Origin of the sequence: Sporosarcina sp. E16_8, assembly GCF_017347095.1 — a bacterium.
GTDB lineage: Bacteria > Bacillota > Bacilli > Bacillales_A > Planococcaceae > Sporosarcina.
This window is the reverse complement of the sequence record NZ_JADPRZ010000001.1, coordinates 163627-178221: the sequence shown is the minus strand read 5'-3', so window position 1 is coordinate 178221 and position 14595 is coordinate 163627. Positions and strand designations below refer to the sequence as shown.

Annotated in this window: 13 protein-coding genes; 11 read left to right on the top strand and 2 right to left on the bottom strand. The window is 43.1% G+C overall.

The features are described from left to right. Positions 1 to 630, top strand: coding sequence for an orotate phosphoribosyltransferase (gene pyrE, locus I2484_RS00855; protein WP_218627877.1), 630 nt, complete (start codon positions 1 to 3; stop codon positions 628 to 630). An 82-nt stretch (positions 631 to 712) separates the two neighbouring features. On the opposite strand, the gene I2484_RS00850 is transcribed toward pyrE, so the two are convergent. Beyond that, complete coding sequence (locus I2484_RS00850) at positions 713 to 1378, bottom strand: MOSC domain-containing protein (protein ID WP_207149123.1); 666 nt, start codon at positions 1376 to 1378, stop codon at positions 713 to 715. A gap of 345 nt (positions 1379 to 1723) precedes the next feature. Between I2484_RS00850 and I2484_RS00845 the strand changes: the two genes are divergently transcribed. Further along, complete coding sequence (locus tag I2484_RS00845) at positions 1724 to 1954, top strand: hypothetical protein (protein WP_207149122.1); 231 nt, start codon at positions 1724 to 1726, stop codon at positions 1952 to 1954. 102 nt (positions 1955 to 2056) lie between these two features. Here I2484_RS00845 and I2484_RS00840 read toward each other — a convergent pair whose 3' ends face one another. After that, positions 2057 to 3748 (bottom strand): Rqc2 family fibronectin-binding protein, encoded by a 1692-nt coding sequence (locus tag I2484_RS00840; protein ID WP_207149121.1) that lies wholly within the window; start codon positions 3746 to 3748, stop codon positions 2057 to 2059. 157 nt (positions 3749 to 3905) lie between these two features. On the opposite strand from I2484_RS00840, the gene gmk reads away from it, so the two are divergent. The 9 genes from gmk to pknB all read left to right on the top strand — a co-directional run bounded on the left by gmk (position 3906) and on the right by pknB (position 14583). Beyond that, a complete protein-coding gene (gene gmk / locus I2484_RS00835; protein WP_207149120.1) occupies positions 3906 to 4523 on the top strand; it encodes a guanylate kinase in 618 nt (205 codons plus the stop codon). Positions 4524 to 4526: 3 nt separating this feature from the next. Then, positions 4527 to 4751, top strand: coding sequence for a DNA-directed RNA polymerase subunit omega (gene rpoZ, locus I2484_RS00830; RefSeq protein ID WP_186671286.1), 225 nt, complete (start codon positions 4527 to 4529; stop codon positions 4749 to 4751). Between the two features lie 404 nt (positions 4752 to 5155). Beyond that, the gene (gene coaBC, locus I2484_RS00825; RefSeq protein ID WP_207149119.1) at positions 5156 to 6373 is read left to right on the top strand and encodes a bifunctional phosphopantothenoylcysteine decarboxylase/phosphopantothenate--cysteine ligase CoaBC; all 1218 of its coding nucleotides are present in this window, start codon (positions 5156 to 5158) and stop codon (positions 6371 to 6373) included. Beyond that, positions 6363 to 8774, top strand: coding sequence for a primosomal protein N' (gene priA / locus I2484_RS00820; RefSeq protein ID WP_207149118.1), 2412 nt, complete (start codon positions 6363 to 6365; stop codon positions 8772 to 8774). Before coaBC ends, priA begins: the two co-directional genes overlap by 11 nt. A 202-nt stretch (positions 8775 to 8976) precedes the next feature. Further along, a complete protein-coding gene (gene def / locus I2484_RS00815) occupies positions 8977 to 9489 on the top strand; it encodes a peptide deformylase (RefSeq protein WP_207149117.1) in 513 nt (170 codons plus the stop codon). Next, positions 9486 to 10427: a methionyl-tRNA formyltransferase gene (gene fmt, locus I2484_RS00810; protein ID WP_207149116.1), complete on the top strand. Its 942-nt coding sequence runs from the start codon at positions 9486 to 9488 to the stop codon at positions 10425 to 10427. Before def ends, fmt begins: the two co-directional genes overlap by 4 nt. After that, positions 10424 to 11782, top strand: coding sequence for a 16S rRNA (cytosine(967)-C(5))-methyltransferase RsmB (gene rsmB, locus I2484_RS00805; RefSeq protein ID WP_207149115.1), 1359 nt, complete (start codon positions 10424 to 10426; stop codon positions 11780 to 11782). Before fmt ends, rsmB begins: the two co-directional genes overlap by 4 nt. A 33-nt stretch (positions 11783 to 11815) precedes the next feature. Continuing rightward, positions 11816 to 12574, top strand: coding sequence for a Stp1/IreP family PP2C-type Ser/Thr phosphatase (locus I2484_RS00800; RefSeq protein ID WP_207149114.1), 759 nt, complete (start codon positions 11816 to 11818; stop codon positions 12572 to 12574). Then, positions 12571 to 14583 carry a Stk1 family PASTA domain-containing Ser/Thr kinase gene (gene pknB, locus I2484_RS00795; RefSeq protein ID WP_207149113.1) on the top strand — a complete coding sequence of 671 codons (2013 nt, stop codon included), beginning with the start codon at positions 12571 to 12573 and terminating at the stop codon, positions 14581 to 14583. The genes I2484_RS00800 and pknB overlap by 4 nt, the downstream gene beginning before the upstream one ends. Positions 14584 to 14595 lie beyond the last annotated feature (12 nt).

Here is a 14595-nt window from a genome sequence, read left to right as displayed (position 1 = left end):
ATGGTGAAAAAAGAGGTTGCTGAAATTCTGTTACATGTTGGTGCAGTTGAATTAAGCCCCGAAGAGCCGTTTACATGGGCATCAGGCATTGAGTCCCCAATCTACTGTGATAACCGTTTGACGATGTCAGATCCGGTTGGACGGAAAAAGATTGCGCAAGGCCTTGCAGGATTAATTCGTGAAAATTATCCTGAAACAACGGTCATTGCAGGGACAGCAACAGCGGGGATTCCACACGCGGCTTGGGTTGCGGACATTCTCGGATTACCAATGGTGTATATCCGTTCAAAAGCAAAAGGACATGGTCGCAGTCGTCAAATCGAAGGCAAAGTGGATGTTGCAGATAAAGCGGTAATTATCGAAGACTTAATCTCAACGGGCGGCAGTAGCTTGAATGCGGCAGAAGCACTACGTTCTGAAGGAATTGAAGTGACTGGTATTGTTTCTATCTTTACATACGAACTGCAAAGTGCAGATGAAACATTCGCTTCTGCAGGACTCACTTACAAGAGCCTGACTGATTTCGGTGCGCTTGCTGAAGTCGCACAAGAAAAAGGAGCCATTCATGAAGAGTCGATGACTAGTTTGCTTAAGTGGCATGGGAAATTGAAGGCTGGTTTGTTGAAATAAATTAAAAAGCTATTCCATGGTGTGAAATCCATGTGGAATAGCTTTTTTTCTAGTAACTCAAATAAGAACATCCAGAAAAATTTCAAACTGAATTTGTTAATGTCTCCAATCGCTTGGTCAACCGCTCTCGCCAATCAAGAGCCAATTCTTGAACGTCTAATACTTTTTGGATACCTTCAATATCCATTGGATGATGAAAATAAATCTGGTTCGCAAAAAGGATGGACACCTGTTTTGGATGAGATTCTACTAATGCAATTTTCGAATCTTTTTGTACAGAGCCTTCTTCTAAAACACGGCATAAATAACCCGTGAAACCGGTTTCCACCATTCTTTTGAGAAGGGGAGGCATATCAGTTCTCTTTGTAATCGTGCTACATGGAATTCTGCCTTGCGATATTTGAATGACAGCATCCCCAAGACGAAAGATGTCTCCAATATGAACGTTTTGCTCCAACATATTGGTAACAGTTATATTCTCACCGAAAGCCGAACGTGGTAGGGGCTTGTTAAATTCTTGTTCCCAAAACGAATAATGCTCATGCGGATAAACACAAACAGCGCGGTCAAGCCCCCCATGATGCCGAAGGTCTGCTACACCATCGCCTCGAAAGCCATCTTTTGATAAAAAGACCATCTCAATCGCTTCTTTGCATATGCCGGTATCCATTTCTTTATCCGTACCGTATTTCATTATTTTCGGTAATCCGATTGATAAGTTTTTTAATTCGGCAGTATGAATTGTCATTTTAGGTTTTTCCCTACTTTCTAAAAGAAGTAATAGCTAGTTATATTGAGCCTACGATACCTATATAAATATAAACTGAGCGAAGGCGCCTTAACGGTCGGGCTTATATGGCGGGAGACGTCCCTTAGCGTCGCAGTGGACTCTATGAGATTATTTATTTCAACACGGCTAGTTTAAAAGACCATCTATTCTATAATCAAACCATAGCAATAATCAGTTGTCAAAATATTGCATGAAAAAATAACCATCTACAACTTAGTACTGAAATCTCTTTTTGAAGTTGAAGAATAGGCACGAAAGGAAATGGACAGGCTGAATTTTTCAGCGTATCAGGAGGTAAATGGTATGAAAGAATTCAAAGTAACCTACTTCTTTGATGAAGATCATTATATCAGAAGGTTTATCTATATGGAGTCTCAAGAAAAAGCAGAAGAGCAGATTCAAAGCGAGCGAGACCGCTACATTTCGTTCCAGGACAGCAGGGGGATTTACCACGAGCTGAATACCCGTGATGTTCGAGTGATTCAACTGTCAGAGTATAATCGAATCGATAAAAGTAAAAAGGTATCAGAGTAAATTGTCGGGAGCTCGTGCGTGATGCCATACCAAAAAGTAGCAGTCTGTAAAATGGAAAAAGCTATTCCACGATGGATGTCACCATCATGGAATAGCCTTTTATCACTTCTTCAGTTTTATAACTACATCTTCATCAGGTGTAACAAGTAGCGTCTTCTGCTCAAAGTAAATAACAAAACCAGGCTTAGAGCCGTTCGGTTTTTTCACATGTCGCACTTCGGTGTAGTCAACTGGTACGGCTGAAGATCCGCGTGCCTTACTGAAATAGGCGGCAAGGACTGCCGCTTCACGGATCGTTTCTTCATCAGGATTCGTATCATGAATCAATACATGAGATCCGGGAATATCTTTAGTATGTAGCCAAGTTTGGTCCCTTGAAGCAATTTTGAACGTCAAATAGTCATTTTGCTTATTGTTCTTGCCGACCGAAATAGTCACGCCTGTAGACGATACAAATGTTTCAGGAACTGGTTTTTTCGGTTTTAATTTCTTTTTCGACTTGCGAGCCTTCAGAAAACCAAGTTCTGCCAACTCTTCACGTATTTCTGCTATGTCTATAGGGGATGCTTGTAATACTTGCTGTTTAATCATTTCAAAGTAAGCGATATCTTCTGCCGTTTTTTCAAGCTGTTCAGCAATCATGATAAGAGCAGTTTTTGCTTTTGAATACCTTGAATAAAACCGCTGCGCGTTATCGATTGGTGATTTTCTAGGATCAAGCGGGATGGTTACCGTTGTCCCTTCATCGTAATAATTGGCGACAGTCGCTTCTGTTGCACCTTTATCAATGGCATAACTATTGGCAGTAAGCAATTCTCCATAAAGTTGGAAAGTATCTAGCTTTCCAGCAGCTTCTCTTTCTTTTACGAGCTTCTTCACTTTCAAATTCAGTTTAGCAACTTCATTGTCGAGCCAACGCTCTAAGTCCGCAGCTTGTGACTTCACACGTTCTCTTTCAGCCCGAGCGAAATACACTTTATCCAGCAAATCACCTAGCGTTTCGTATTCCGCAATCGTCTTATCAGCATGTGTCAGCGCCGTCGCTGAAAATACGGTTTTTGTCCCGATTTCCGAAATGTTTGGTGTGCTAGCTATTCCTTTAAATGACCCAAGCAGTGATGTGAAAACGATGAATTTATCAGCGGCCGAAGTATCTTTTAAGCGAAATAATAATTCTTCTGCATTAATTGGTGAAAAGCCTGAAAATCGTTGGACGACTTCGCGGGCACTTTCTAGCTCTGGTAGCAACCCGTTAAATTGTTCTTCTGTTACCGCAAATGGATCCGTTTTATCCTGCGGGGGGGCTGGTATGAAAGGTTGCCCCGGTAATATTGTACGGTAACTATTCACTGATGGCGGTAAGTGTTTCATGCTATCAACGATGATATCGCGGTCGGGGTCTACAAGCAGCAAGTTACTGTGCCTGCCCATGATTTCAACATACAACCGTCTGTTAATATCGTCTCCAATTTCATTTTTTGCTTTAACGTCTATTGTGATAATCCTATCTGTCCCGAATTGCCCGATAGAAGTAATCGACCCACCTTCTAAATGTTTACGCAAAACCATGCAAAACAGAGGTGGTTCAGAAGGATTTGTAATCGCTTCTTCTGTCAATTGGATACGTGAATACGCTGAGTGAATTGAAATAAGTAGTTTTTGATTTTTACCGTCTGCACGGATAAGAAATACGACTTCTTGTGCGTTCGGCTGATGAATTTTAGAGATGCGTCCATTTTTCAAGACTTGCAGCTCCTGCACCATAGCCGTTGTGAATAAACCATCAAATGCCATTAGGATTCCTCTTTCAAATCGTTTTTCCCTATTTTAGCACTACAACAAGCATATATGTTATAATATGAACAGATTGTTTTGATCAATAACGATCGGAGCCGGCGTGATTGTGCCGAAGCTCCATTGTAAAATTAGATTAGATAAGAAGAGGGATTGCATGTACAAACAACGTGGGCTTCTAATTGTGCTGTCTGGACCTTCCGGTGTAGGCAAAGGGACGGTCCGAAAAGAGCTTTTTACACAACCGGATACGAATTATGAATACTCGATTTCAATGACGACGAGAAGTCCGCGCGAAGGTGAAGTGGATGGCTCCGATTACTTCTTTAAATCAAGAGCTGAATTCGAACGGTTGGTTGAGGAAGATAGACTTCTTGAATATGCCGAGTACGTAGGCAATTATTACGGAACGCCGCTTGATTATGTTAATGCAACACTTGACGCGGGTAGAGACGTATTCCTCGAAATTGAGGTTGTCGGTGCGGCACAAGTGCGCGCCAAAGTTCCAGACGGATTATTCATTTTCCTCGCACCGCCAAGTTTGTCAGAACTCGAAGACAGACTTGTAGGAAGAGGTACTGAAGAAGCCGATGTCATTGCATCACGTATATTGAAAGCGCGTGAAGAACTCGAAATGATGAACTTGTACGATTACGTCGTAGAAAACGACGAAGTGGCAAATGCATGCGATCGCATCAATGCCATTGTCACTGCCGAACATTGCCGCAGAGAACGTGTAGAAAAAATCTATCTAGGTATGCTGAAAGGGGAATAAACAATGTTAACTCCATCAATTGATTCTCTAAAAGAAAAAATCGACTCGAAATACACACTTGTAACACTCGCTTCAAAACGTGCGCGTCAAATGCAAGAAGAAGGCACTAAGCTTCTTAATTCTTATGTCTCGAATAAAAATGTCGGCAAAGCACTTGAAGAAGTAGCGGCGGGCGTACTTTCTAAAAAGAAATCGGACGATTCAATCGTCTATGAAGACGAAGTTTAATAGGACCCGCTATTTTTGTATTTAAAAAACAGTGGGGTTTTCGATTTTAAATGGTGTCTAGGCTTCAGTCGCCAGACGCTCGGAGGCTCACAGGAAGTGAGTTACGCAGCCTTTGCCGCAGGACGCGGCGCACTTAGGCTGGGTTCCCTGATAGTCAGCCCAGCTAGGAAGGATTGAACTGCATCCTTCCCGGGCAAATAACGCCGCTTCGCCGGTCCGTCTTATGCCTGTCGCGGGCCTACAGGATGTAGGTCATGCAGCTGTTGCCACAGGACGTGGCGAACTTAGGCTGCGTTCATTTTTTAACGGCTCCTTACGCTTTTCATATCATAATAAGTAAACGTGATACTCCCTTAGAAACGAGTTTTTCTTTGGGAGTTTGTCATTTTAGAAGGGATGAGATCATGTTGTTGAATAAAAAAATCCTCCTTTGTGTAACTGGCGGAATCGCGGTCTATAAAGCTGTTGCGCTTGTAAGTAAGTTGTCGCAGGCAGGAGCGGACGTAAAGGTCATTATGACTGAATCGGCAAAGGAATTTGTCACGCCACTTACATTCCAGGCGATGTCACGAAATGATGTTTTTTTTGATACGTTTGATGAAAAGAATTCACATGTGATTGCGCATATTGATTTGGCGGATTGGGCTGATCTTGTCGTCGTTGCACCAGCTACAGCCAATGTAATTGGTAAACTGGCGAATGGTATTGCTGACGATATGGTAACGACCACACTTTTAGCTACTCAGGCTGAGGTCTGGATTGCCCCTGCAATGAATGTCCACATGTATGAAAATAAATCAGTTATACGAAATATTACTACGTTGCACAAAGATGGCTATAAATTCATCGAGCCCTCTGAAGGTTTTTTGGCATGCGGTTATGTAGGAAAAGGGCGATTGGAAGAACCCGAAAAGATTGTAGCACTGATAACAGAACGGTTCACAACGTCCAAATGCCTTCCACTTTCCGGGAAAAAAGTTGTAATCACGGCAGGACCGACACGAGAACGGATTGATCCGGTCCGATATGTATCGAATTTTTCAAGCGGCAAGATGGGTTATGCAATGGCGGAAGCGGCAGCTATGCTCGGCGCTGAAACAGTCCTTATTTCGGGACCTGTCGGATTGGACAAGCCAGCGGGAGTAACTGTCATCGATATTGAGAGCGCAGCGGAGATGTTTGAAGCCGTTCGAACACAATTCGGTGATGCGGCAATCGTTATCAAAGCCGCTGCTGTAGCGGATTATCGTCCAAGAGAGATTCACCCCCAAAAGATGAAGAAACAAGCAGGCGACTCAGTTATTGAACTTGAACGGACAACTGATATCTTGAAAACAATCGGTTCTATGAAAACAAATCAAATCCTTGTTGGCTTTGCTGCTGAAACCGAAAATGCAGTTGGTTATGGCATAGATAAACTGAAAAGTAAAAACCTTGATTATATTATCATTAATGACGTGACTGATCCGGATGCGGGATTCGGGAAGGATACGAACGTTGTAACTCTTCTTTCGAAAAATGGCACACACAAGCCATTCCTAGCAATGCCGAAAAAAGAACTCGCTATTTTACTACTGGAAACAATTATTAAAGAAGAAAGTGATCATTTAAATGATCGCTGAAGTCATTGTAGATGTATCAGCTTATCCAATCGACAGGCCGTTTGATTACCTTGTTCCAGAAACATTGGAATCCGTAATTGAACCTGGAACCAGAGTGAAAGTACCGTTCGGGCCAAGAAAAGTGCTTGGTTATGTAACAAGGTTGAAAGAAAAAAGCGAACTTGCACTAGGCAAAATTAAACCCATTGATGAACTTATTGATTTGGACCCGGTCATTTCTCATGAACTGCTCGAATTATCGCGCTGGTTAGCGGTTGAGACGTTGTCCTATGAAATTGATGCACTTCAAGTGATGTTACCTGCTGCGATGCGTGCTAAATATGAAAAGTTCATCATCGTTGAGGACCCGGAAAGAATTGAAGACGCTGATTTTAAAGCTTTTCTTGCAGGTAGGAAACGGATTCAGTTGAAAGAAGTAGACTCAGCAGAATTGATGAAAATGTTGAAAAGGTATGCGGCTGAAGGGATTGTCACAGTCGATACAGCTGTAGGACAGCAAACTGCTGTGAAAAAAGTGCGCATGATACGAATGGCGGATGAGGTAACACTGCAATCTTTGCTTGATTCTAGTCACTCGAATGCGAAAAAACAAGCCGAATTACTTCGCTGGATGTTGGAACATGCAAGGAAAACAATCAGCGCGAAACAACTGATGGAACAATCGGGAATTCAACCGGCTGTGCTGAAGACTGTCATAGAAAGAGGGGCAGCCTTCGAAGAACTTGCTGAAGTGTACCGTGAACCCGATGCACCCCAACTGAAAGATACGGCTATACCTGAACATTTGACAGACGAACAGCAAATCGCAGTTGATTATATAGCAGCGTCGGCAGATGGACAACGAGCAGAAACGTTCCTACTACATGGTGTAACGGGTAGTGGGAAAACAGAAGTCTATTTACGTGCCATTAAACGCGTTTTGGATAAAGGTAAAGAAGCAATCGTTCTAGTCCCGGAGATATCATTGACTCCGCAAATGACGTCACGCTTCAAGGAACGTTTCGGTCAGCTTGTGGCGGTCATGCATAGTGGTTTGTCTGCTGGTGAGAAGTACGATGAATGGCGGAAAATAAAACGGGGAGAAGTAAAGGTTGTCGTCGGAGCAAGATCGGCGGTATTCGCCCCGTTTGAAAATATTGGTATCATTATTCTCGATGAAGAGCATGAATCGACGTACAAGCAAGACGATACACCGCGCTATCATGCAAGAGACGTTGCGATTAAACGTGCGGAATATTACAATTGTCCCGTTATTCTAGGGAGTGCAACGCCATCACTGGAATCGTATGCACGTGCATCAAAGGGTGTGTATACAATGCTTACACTGACGAAACGTCCAAAAGAGCAGGCACTACCAACGGTAACAGTCGTTGATATGCGAGAGGAATTGAAAACAGGAAATCGTTCGATGTTTTCATTGCCGCTTGCGGAAGCAATCCGTATCCGATTGGAAAAAAGGGAACAAATCGTGCTGTTTCTGAATAAGCGAGGTTTTTCATCTTTTGTACTCTGCAGGGATTGCGGTACGGTTGTTGAATGCCCAAATTGTGATATTTCGCTGACCTATCACCGGGCGCACGAACAACTGAAATGCCATTATTGCGGTCACGAAGAACGAGTGCCGCTCGTGTGTCCGGAATGTAAGAGTGAACATATTCGATTCTTTGGAACAGGGACTCAAAAAGCACAAGAAGAAATTGCGAAACTATTTCCTACAGCACGTGTCCTTCGAATGGATGTCGATACAACAAGGCAAAAAGGTTCACACGAGCGTCTTCTTAGGCAGTTCAGTGAAGGACAAGCGGATATCCTGCTCGGGACGCAAATGATTGCGAAAGGGTTAGATTTCCCGAATATTACACTTGTTGGTGTGCTTGCCGCAGATACAACACTCCATTTAGCCGATTTCCGTGCCGCTGAAAAAACCTTTCAACTGATGACGCAAGTAAGTGGACGAGCTGGCCGCCACGAATTGCCTGGAGAGGTTTTCATCCAGACCTATTCCCCTGAACATTACGCAATCGAATTAGCGAAAGCACAGCATTATGAACCTTTTTATAACATGGAAATGGCGGCCAGAAGACAATATGGCTATCCACCATTCTATTTTGTCACGCTTGTTCAGTTTTCGCACGAGGATTTGTTGAAAGTAGCTGACTTTGCAGAAAAAGGTGCCGGTTACCTGAAACAGAACTTATCAGCGGGCACAGTTGTCATTGGGCCAACTGCTTCCGCTATCAGTCGAGTGAACAATAGATATCGCTACCAATGTTTGATAAAATACAAAAAAGAGCCGAAGTTGACAGAAACGCTGCAACAGCTCATTAAGTACTACCGGACGGACTGGATTAAATCAGGACTGATAATGACCGTTGATGTAGAACCCGCGTCGATTTATTAATAAGAAAAGCGGAAGGCGCCGTCCAGCCCCGGCAGGCATAAGACGGTTTACGAGGAGGCGTACTTCAGCCCCCGCAGCAAAACGGCTTATGACCCGAGGGGGTGGCGCCTGAAGTCTAGACAAGGAATCACCATGTCAGCCCCGATCCGCAGTACAAGGATGTATAACATCTTAGAGAACAACACAGAAAAGAGGAATAGATTTGGCGATACGTGAAATTGTGAAGCATCCGGCTCCGGTTCTTCAACAACAATGTAAAGAAGTAGTGAAATTTGATAAGAAACTTTCAAAGCTGTTAGATGATATGTACGACACAATGGTGGCGGCGGATGGTATTGGCCTTGCTGCACCTCAAATTGGTGAAGCTATTCGTGTTGCAATAGTTGATATGGGCGAAGGACAGGATGTCATTGAAATGGTAAATCCTGTTGTAACAGCAACCGGAGGATCCGAAATAGAAGTAGAAGGTTGTCTCAGTTTTCCAGATTTATTTGGTGAAGTGGAAAGACCATTTTTCGTCCGTATTGAAGCGCAAGAACGGAGTGGCGCACTTTATGAATTAGAAGCTGAAGACTATGAAGCACGTGCTATTCTTCATGAAATTGATCATTTAAATGGCGTGTTATTTGATTCGAAAATTATTCGTGTTGTCGATCCTTCTGAATTAGAAGAAGCAGAAATAGTAGGGGAAAACGGTGGAGGTGAGCTGCAATGACGAAGATCGTTTTTATGGGAACGCCAGAGTTTTCTGTATCTGTTCTAACAATGCTCGTTGATGAAGGACATACTATCGCGGCGGTCGTCACTCAGCCGGACAGACCAGTCGGACGAAAGCGCGTCTTAACACCTCCACCAGTAAAAGTTGAAGCACTGCGACTTGGACTGCCGATTATTCAGCCTGAAAAACTGAGAGGTTCCGCTGAGCTTGAGGAAATTATTGCGCTCAAACCAGATTTAATCGTGACTGCAGCATTTGGCCAAATTTTACCGAAGGAACTGTTAGAAGTTCCTGGGCTTGGTTGCATAAATGTACACGCATCCTTACTGCCAAAATATCGCGGCGGTGCGCCGATTCACCAGGCGATCATGGATGGTGAAACCGAAACGGGTGTCACAATCATGTATATGGTCGAAAAACTTGATGCAGGCGATATCATTTCACAAGTGACTGTGCCTATTTCTGATACGGATCACACTGGAAGTATGTTCAAGGCACTATCTGTGGCAGGGACGGCACTACTAAAAGAGACATTGCCATCTATTTTAAACGAAACAAATAAGCAAATAGTTCAAGACGAATCGCTCGTGACGTTTGCGCGTAACATCTCCCGTGAACAAGAACGGATTGATTGGTCTACAGGTGGAAAAGCAATCTATGATAAGATCCGTGGACTTCATCCTTGGCCAGTTGCCTATACTGTATTCCAAGATGAAAACGTCAAGATTTGGTGGAGTGAGAAAATCCATACAAATGACAGTGCGTTACCAGGGACAATTATTGCCATCGAAAGTGATCGTATTATTGTAAAAGCAGGCGATGATATCGCTGTAGCGTTAACGGATCTTCAACCAGCCGGTAAAAAACGGATGCCAGCGGATGAATTTATTCGCGGAACCGGATCTAAATGGAGTAAAGGGGATCGTTTTCAATGAACACTAGACCGAAAAAGAAAATATGGAACGGCAACGTCCGCGACGCAGCCCTTTCAATATTGATGGAAATAAATGATCATCAAGCTTATAGCAATCTATTGCTGCATAGAACAATTGAAAAGTATGGCATTGAAACGAAAGACCGTGGCTTGTTAACTGAATTGACGTATGGCACGCTCCAACACCGTATGACACTGGATTATTATCTTGAGCCATTTGTCCGTGGAAAATTGGACGGCTGGGTTCGAGAGCTTCTTCGGTTATCGTTATATCAAATCGTTTATCTAACAAAAATTCCTCCGCATGCAGTTGTTCACGAAGCAGTTGAAATTGCTAAAAGACGTGGTCATAAACGGATAGCGCCAACTGTAAACGGTATTCTTCGTTCCGTATTGCGCAAAGGTGTTCGTTCACTTGATGAAATGCAGGACGGTACGTTGAAAACCTCTATCGAAACGAGTCATCCAGAATGGTTGATCAAGCGTTGGATTGAACAATTTGGTGAGGAAGACGCAGCTATTATGGCACATGAAAATAACCATCCGGCAGCGATGACGATCCGTGTCAATACAGCAAAAGCTACGACAGAAGAAGTCATTGCTTTACTCGAATCAGAAGGCGTTGAAGTAAGAAAAGGCGAGGTTGTACCGGAGTGTATCATTTCAGATAGTGGCAATCCTGCAAATACACAAGCCTATAAAAAGGGGCTTATCACGATTCAAGACGAAAGTTCAATGCTACCTGTCCTTGCTCTTAATGTATCACCAGGTATGAAAGTGCTTGATATGTGTGCTGCACCGGGTGGAAAAACAACTCACATCGCTGAAAAAATGAATGATAAAGGGGAAGTTTTCGCACATGATTTACATGAGCATAAACTGAAGCTTATAGAAGCTAATGCGACTCGCCTAGGCTTAACGTCAATCAAAGCATTAAGCGGTGACAGCAGGAAACTAACTGAACTATACGAGTTGTCATCGTTCGACCGTATCCTTGTCGACGCTCCTTGTAGTGGTCTTGGTGTTATCCGAAGAAAGCCTGAAATTAAGTACAACAAAACGCAAGCTGATTTCGATGCGTTGACGTCGATTCAATCAGACCTGCTTGATACGGCCCGTGAATTGATTAAACCGGACGGGGTCATTGTCTACAGTACCTGTACAGTGGAGTATGCCGAAAATCAGGGAATGGTTGAACAGTTCTTACAACGTCATAAGGATATGGAAAAAATCCCTTTGCCACAACTCACTGGAAACGAGAAATTAGCGATCGAAGATAATACTCTTCAAGTACTTCCGCAACACTTCGGCAGCGACGGCTTTTTTGTTGCAGCTTTCCGAAAAAAAGGTAATTGAGCTAAGAATTCGAGGCAAAAGGGGGGATAGTCGTTGCGATTTGAAGTCTTGACGGATATCGGCAGAAAAAGAACAGTCAACGAAGATAGTGCGGCCGTATACACACTTCCGAACGGCATTATGCTTGCTGTGATAGCGGACGGAATGGGTGGTCACCTCGGGGGTGATTACGCCAGTTCAACAGCGGTCAGAGTAATTGGCGAGCAATTCATGGAACTTGATAGTTCAAAGTTTGAAGCAGAAGATAACTGGGCGCAGTGGCTGCGGGAAGCAGTCATTTACGTAAACGACTTACTTTACACACATGCAAACGAAAATGAAGCGTATAAAGGAATGGGAACGACACTTGAAGCTGCCCTTATTCGTGGACGTTCTTGTCTTATTTCACATACTGGAGATAGCCGTGTATATGCAATCGATGGACAAGGCGTACGCCAAGTAACACGAGACCATTCCTACGTAAATGCTCTTCTTGACAGTGGGGAAATTACCGAGCAAGAGGCGGCAGTTCATCCACAACGAAACTGGATTATGAAAGCGATTGGTTCGGAAAAGACGATTGTGCCGGATCTATATACGCTTGAGCTGGAAGATGACATGTACATGCTTATTTGTACAGATGGTCTGAGCAATAAAGTCAATCAACAATCGATGAGTGACATTGTTCTATCTGGCGCTGCGCTTCGAGAAAAGACCGAAGAACTTGTGGATTTAGCGAACAAGATGGGCGGGGAAGACAATATCTCCGTTATTCTAATCGACTCGACTGAAGTGGAGGCGATTAATCCATGATTGGATCAAGAATAGGTGGACGTTATGAAATTGTAAAGAATATTGGCGACGGCGGCATGTCAAAAGTATATCTAGCACATGACGTCATCCTGGACCGCGATGTTGCAATAAAAGTCCTTAATTATGATTTTGCGAATGAAGAGTCATTAAAAAGAAGATTTAAACGTGAAGCACTTTCTGCGACGAGTCTGACGCACCCGCACATCGTTGATATATTCGATGTGGGTGAGGAGGGTGAATTGCATTATCTGGTGATGGAATATATCGAAGGACAAACCTTGAAGAAGTTTATCCAAGATAATGGGGCCTTGACTCCAAAGCAAGCTTTGCCGATTATGCTACAGATTGTATCTGCAATTGCGAATGCTCATCATAATGGCATTGTCCATCGTGATGTTAAGCCGCAGAACATTTTAATGGATTCGGATGGGAATGCGAAAATCACTGATTTCGGTATCGCGATGGCACTAAGTGCAACAGCCCATACAAAGACGAATTCAGTCATTGGTACAGTTCATTACTTGTCGCCCGAACAAGCACGTGGCGGAATGGCAACGAAAAAGTCCGATATCTATTCATTAGGAATCGTACTTTACGAATTACTGTCAGGTGAATTGCCATTTACAGCAGATACTGCAGTTGCGATTGCATTGAAGCATTTACAAGAAGAAACACCTTCGGTGAAATCGATATTCCCTTCAATTCCACAAAGTTTAGAAAATGTTATTTTGAAGGCGACTATGAAAGATGCTACATATCGATATGATTCGGCAGACGAAATGTATGATGATTTGCTAACTGTATTGTCACCCGAACGGGCTAATGAGCAGAGGTTCGCCATTTTGTTCGATGATGATCGCACGCGAGCAATACCAATCGTTAGTGAAACGCCAAAGTTTGATAGCGTTGAAGTGACTAAGAAAATTGAGCCAGTTAAGCTTGAACAATCTCCGCCGTCACCGAAAAAACGGAAGAAATGGCCGTTCATTGTTGGTGGAATTGCTGGAGTAGCTATCCTGCTACTTGTGTTGTCTCTTATCCCAGGCGTGCTAGGCCCTAAAAAGGCTGTTATTCCGACTGTGGCCGGAATGGAAGAAGCGGAAGCTAAGGATGTGCTTACAGAAAGTGGTTTCAATTCATTTATAAGCCAAGAACTACAGTCTGATGATATTAAAGAAGGCGAAGTCATTAAAACGATTCCCGAGGCAGGGAAGAAACGGGCTGTTGACTCTGAGATCACCTTGTATATTAGTATAGGTAAAGAAAAAAGCCTACTTGCTGATTACATTGGTTCTAATGCCGAAACAACTATGGCTTCTTTAGAAGGTCAATTTAAGTCGATTGAATCCGAAGAAGAATTTTCTGACAAGCCTAAGGGGACAATCATTGGACAAGAACCGGATGCGGGGGAAGTAATTCCAAGTGAAACAGAATTACTGTTTACTGTCAGCAAAGGACTTGAAATGAAAATTCTTGACAATCTAATAGGGTATGACGAGGGTAGGCTAGATGATTATGAAAAGTCATCGGGTTTTCAAATAAATATAAGAAAAGAGTATTCATCAACTGTGTCTGAAGGGCGTGTCATTTCACAAACACCAAATGGGAAAACAGAAATTGAAAAAGGTGGAAAAGTCGAGGTTGTCGTTTCTAAAGGTCCGGCGAAAAAACCTGATAAGTTAATTGTTCAAAAGGTGACAATTGAGTATGTCCCTGACATTGTTGAAGCTGTCCCTCGTGAGGAAGACGGTGACGAAAGTGATGAAGAGGATGATGGAAATAACTCGGAAGTTGTGCAACAGCCTGCTCCTGTCCCACAACTTATTCGTATTTACATTCAGGACAAGAATAATAAGATGACGACTATTTTCGAAGAGTTTCCAATCACGGAAACGGTGGAGAAAACAATATCACTTACCTTGGAAGATGGCCAAAACGGAGCGTATAAGGTTATGCGCGATTCTGAAAAAATCTTTGCGGAAGTGGTCAATTACAACGATACCAAATAAAAGGGGTGAAAG

Coding starts and splice junctions, on each gene's coding strand:
- pyrE (WP_218627877.1), top strand. CDS start 1: ATGGTGAAAAAAGAGGTTGCTGAAATTCTGTTACATGTTGGTGCAGTT.
- I2484_RS00850 (WP_207149123.1), bottom strand. CDS start 1,378: ATGACAATTCATACTGCCGAATTAAAAAACTTATCAATCGGATTACCG.
- I2484_RS00845 (WP_207149122.1), top strand. CDS start 1,724: ATGAAAGAATTCAAAGTAACCTACTTCTTTGATGAAGATCATTATATC.
- I2484_RS00840 (WP_207149121.1), bottom strand. CDS start 3,748: ATGGCATTTGATGGTTTATTCACAACGGCTATGGTGCAGGAGCTGCAA.
- gmk (WP_207149120.1), top strand. CDS start 3,906: ATGTACAAACAACGTGGGCTTCTAATTGTGCTGTCTGGACCTTCCGGT.
- rpoZ (WP_186671286.1), top strand. CDS start 4,527: ATGTTAACTCCATCAATTGATTCTCTAAAAGAAAAAATCGACTCGAAA.
- coaBC (WP_207149119.1), top strand. CDS start 5,156: ATGTTGTTGAATAAAAAAATCCTCCTTTGTGTAACTGGCGGAATCGCG.
- priA (WP_207149118.1), top strand. CDS start 6,363: ATGATCGCTGAAGTCATTGTAGATGTATCAGCTTATCCAATCGACAGG.
- fmt (WP_207149116.1), top strand. CDS start 9,486: ATGACGAAGATCGTTTTTATGGGAACGCCAGAGTTTTCTGTATCTGTT.
- rsmB (WP_207149115.1), top strand. CDS start 10,424: ATGAACACTAGACCGAAAAAGAAAATATGGAACGGCAACGTCCGCGAC.
- pknB (WP_207149113.1), top strand. CDS start 12,571: ATGATTGGATCAAGAATAGGTGGACGTTATGAAATTGTAAAGAATATT.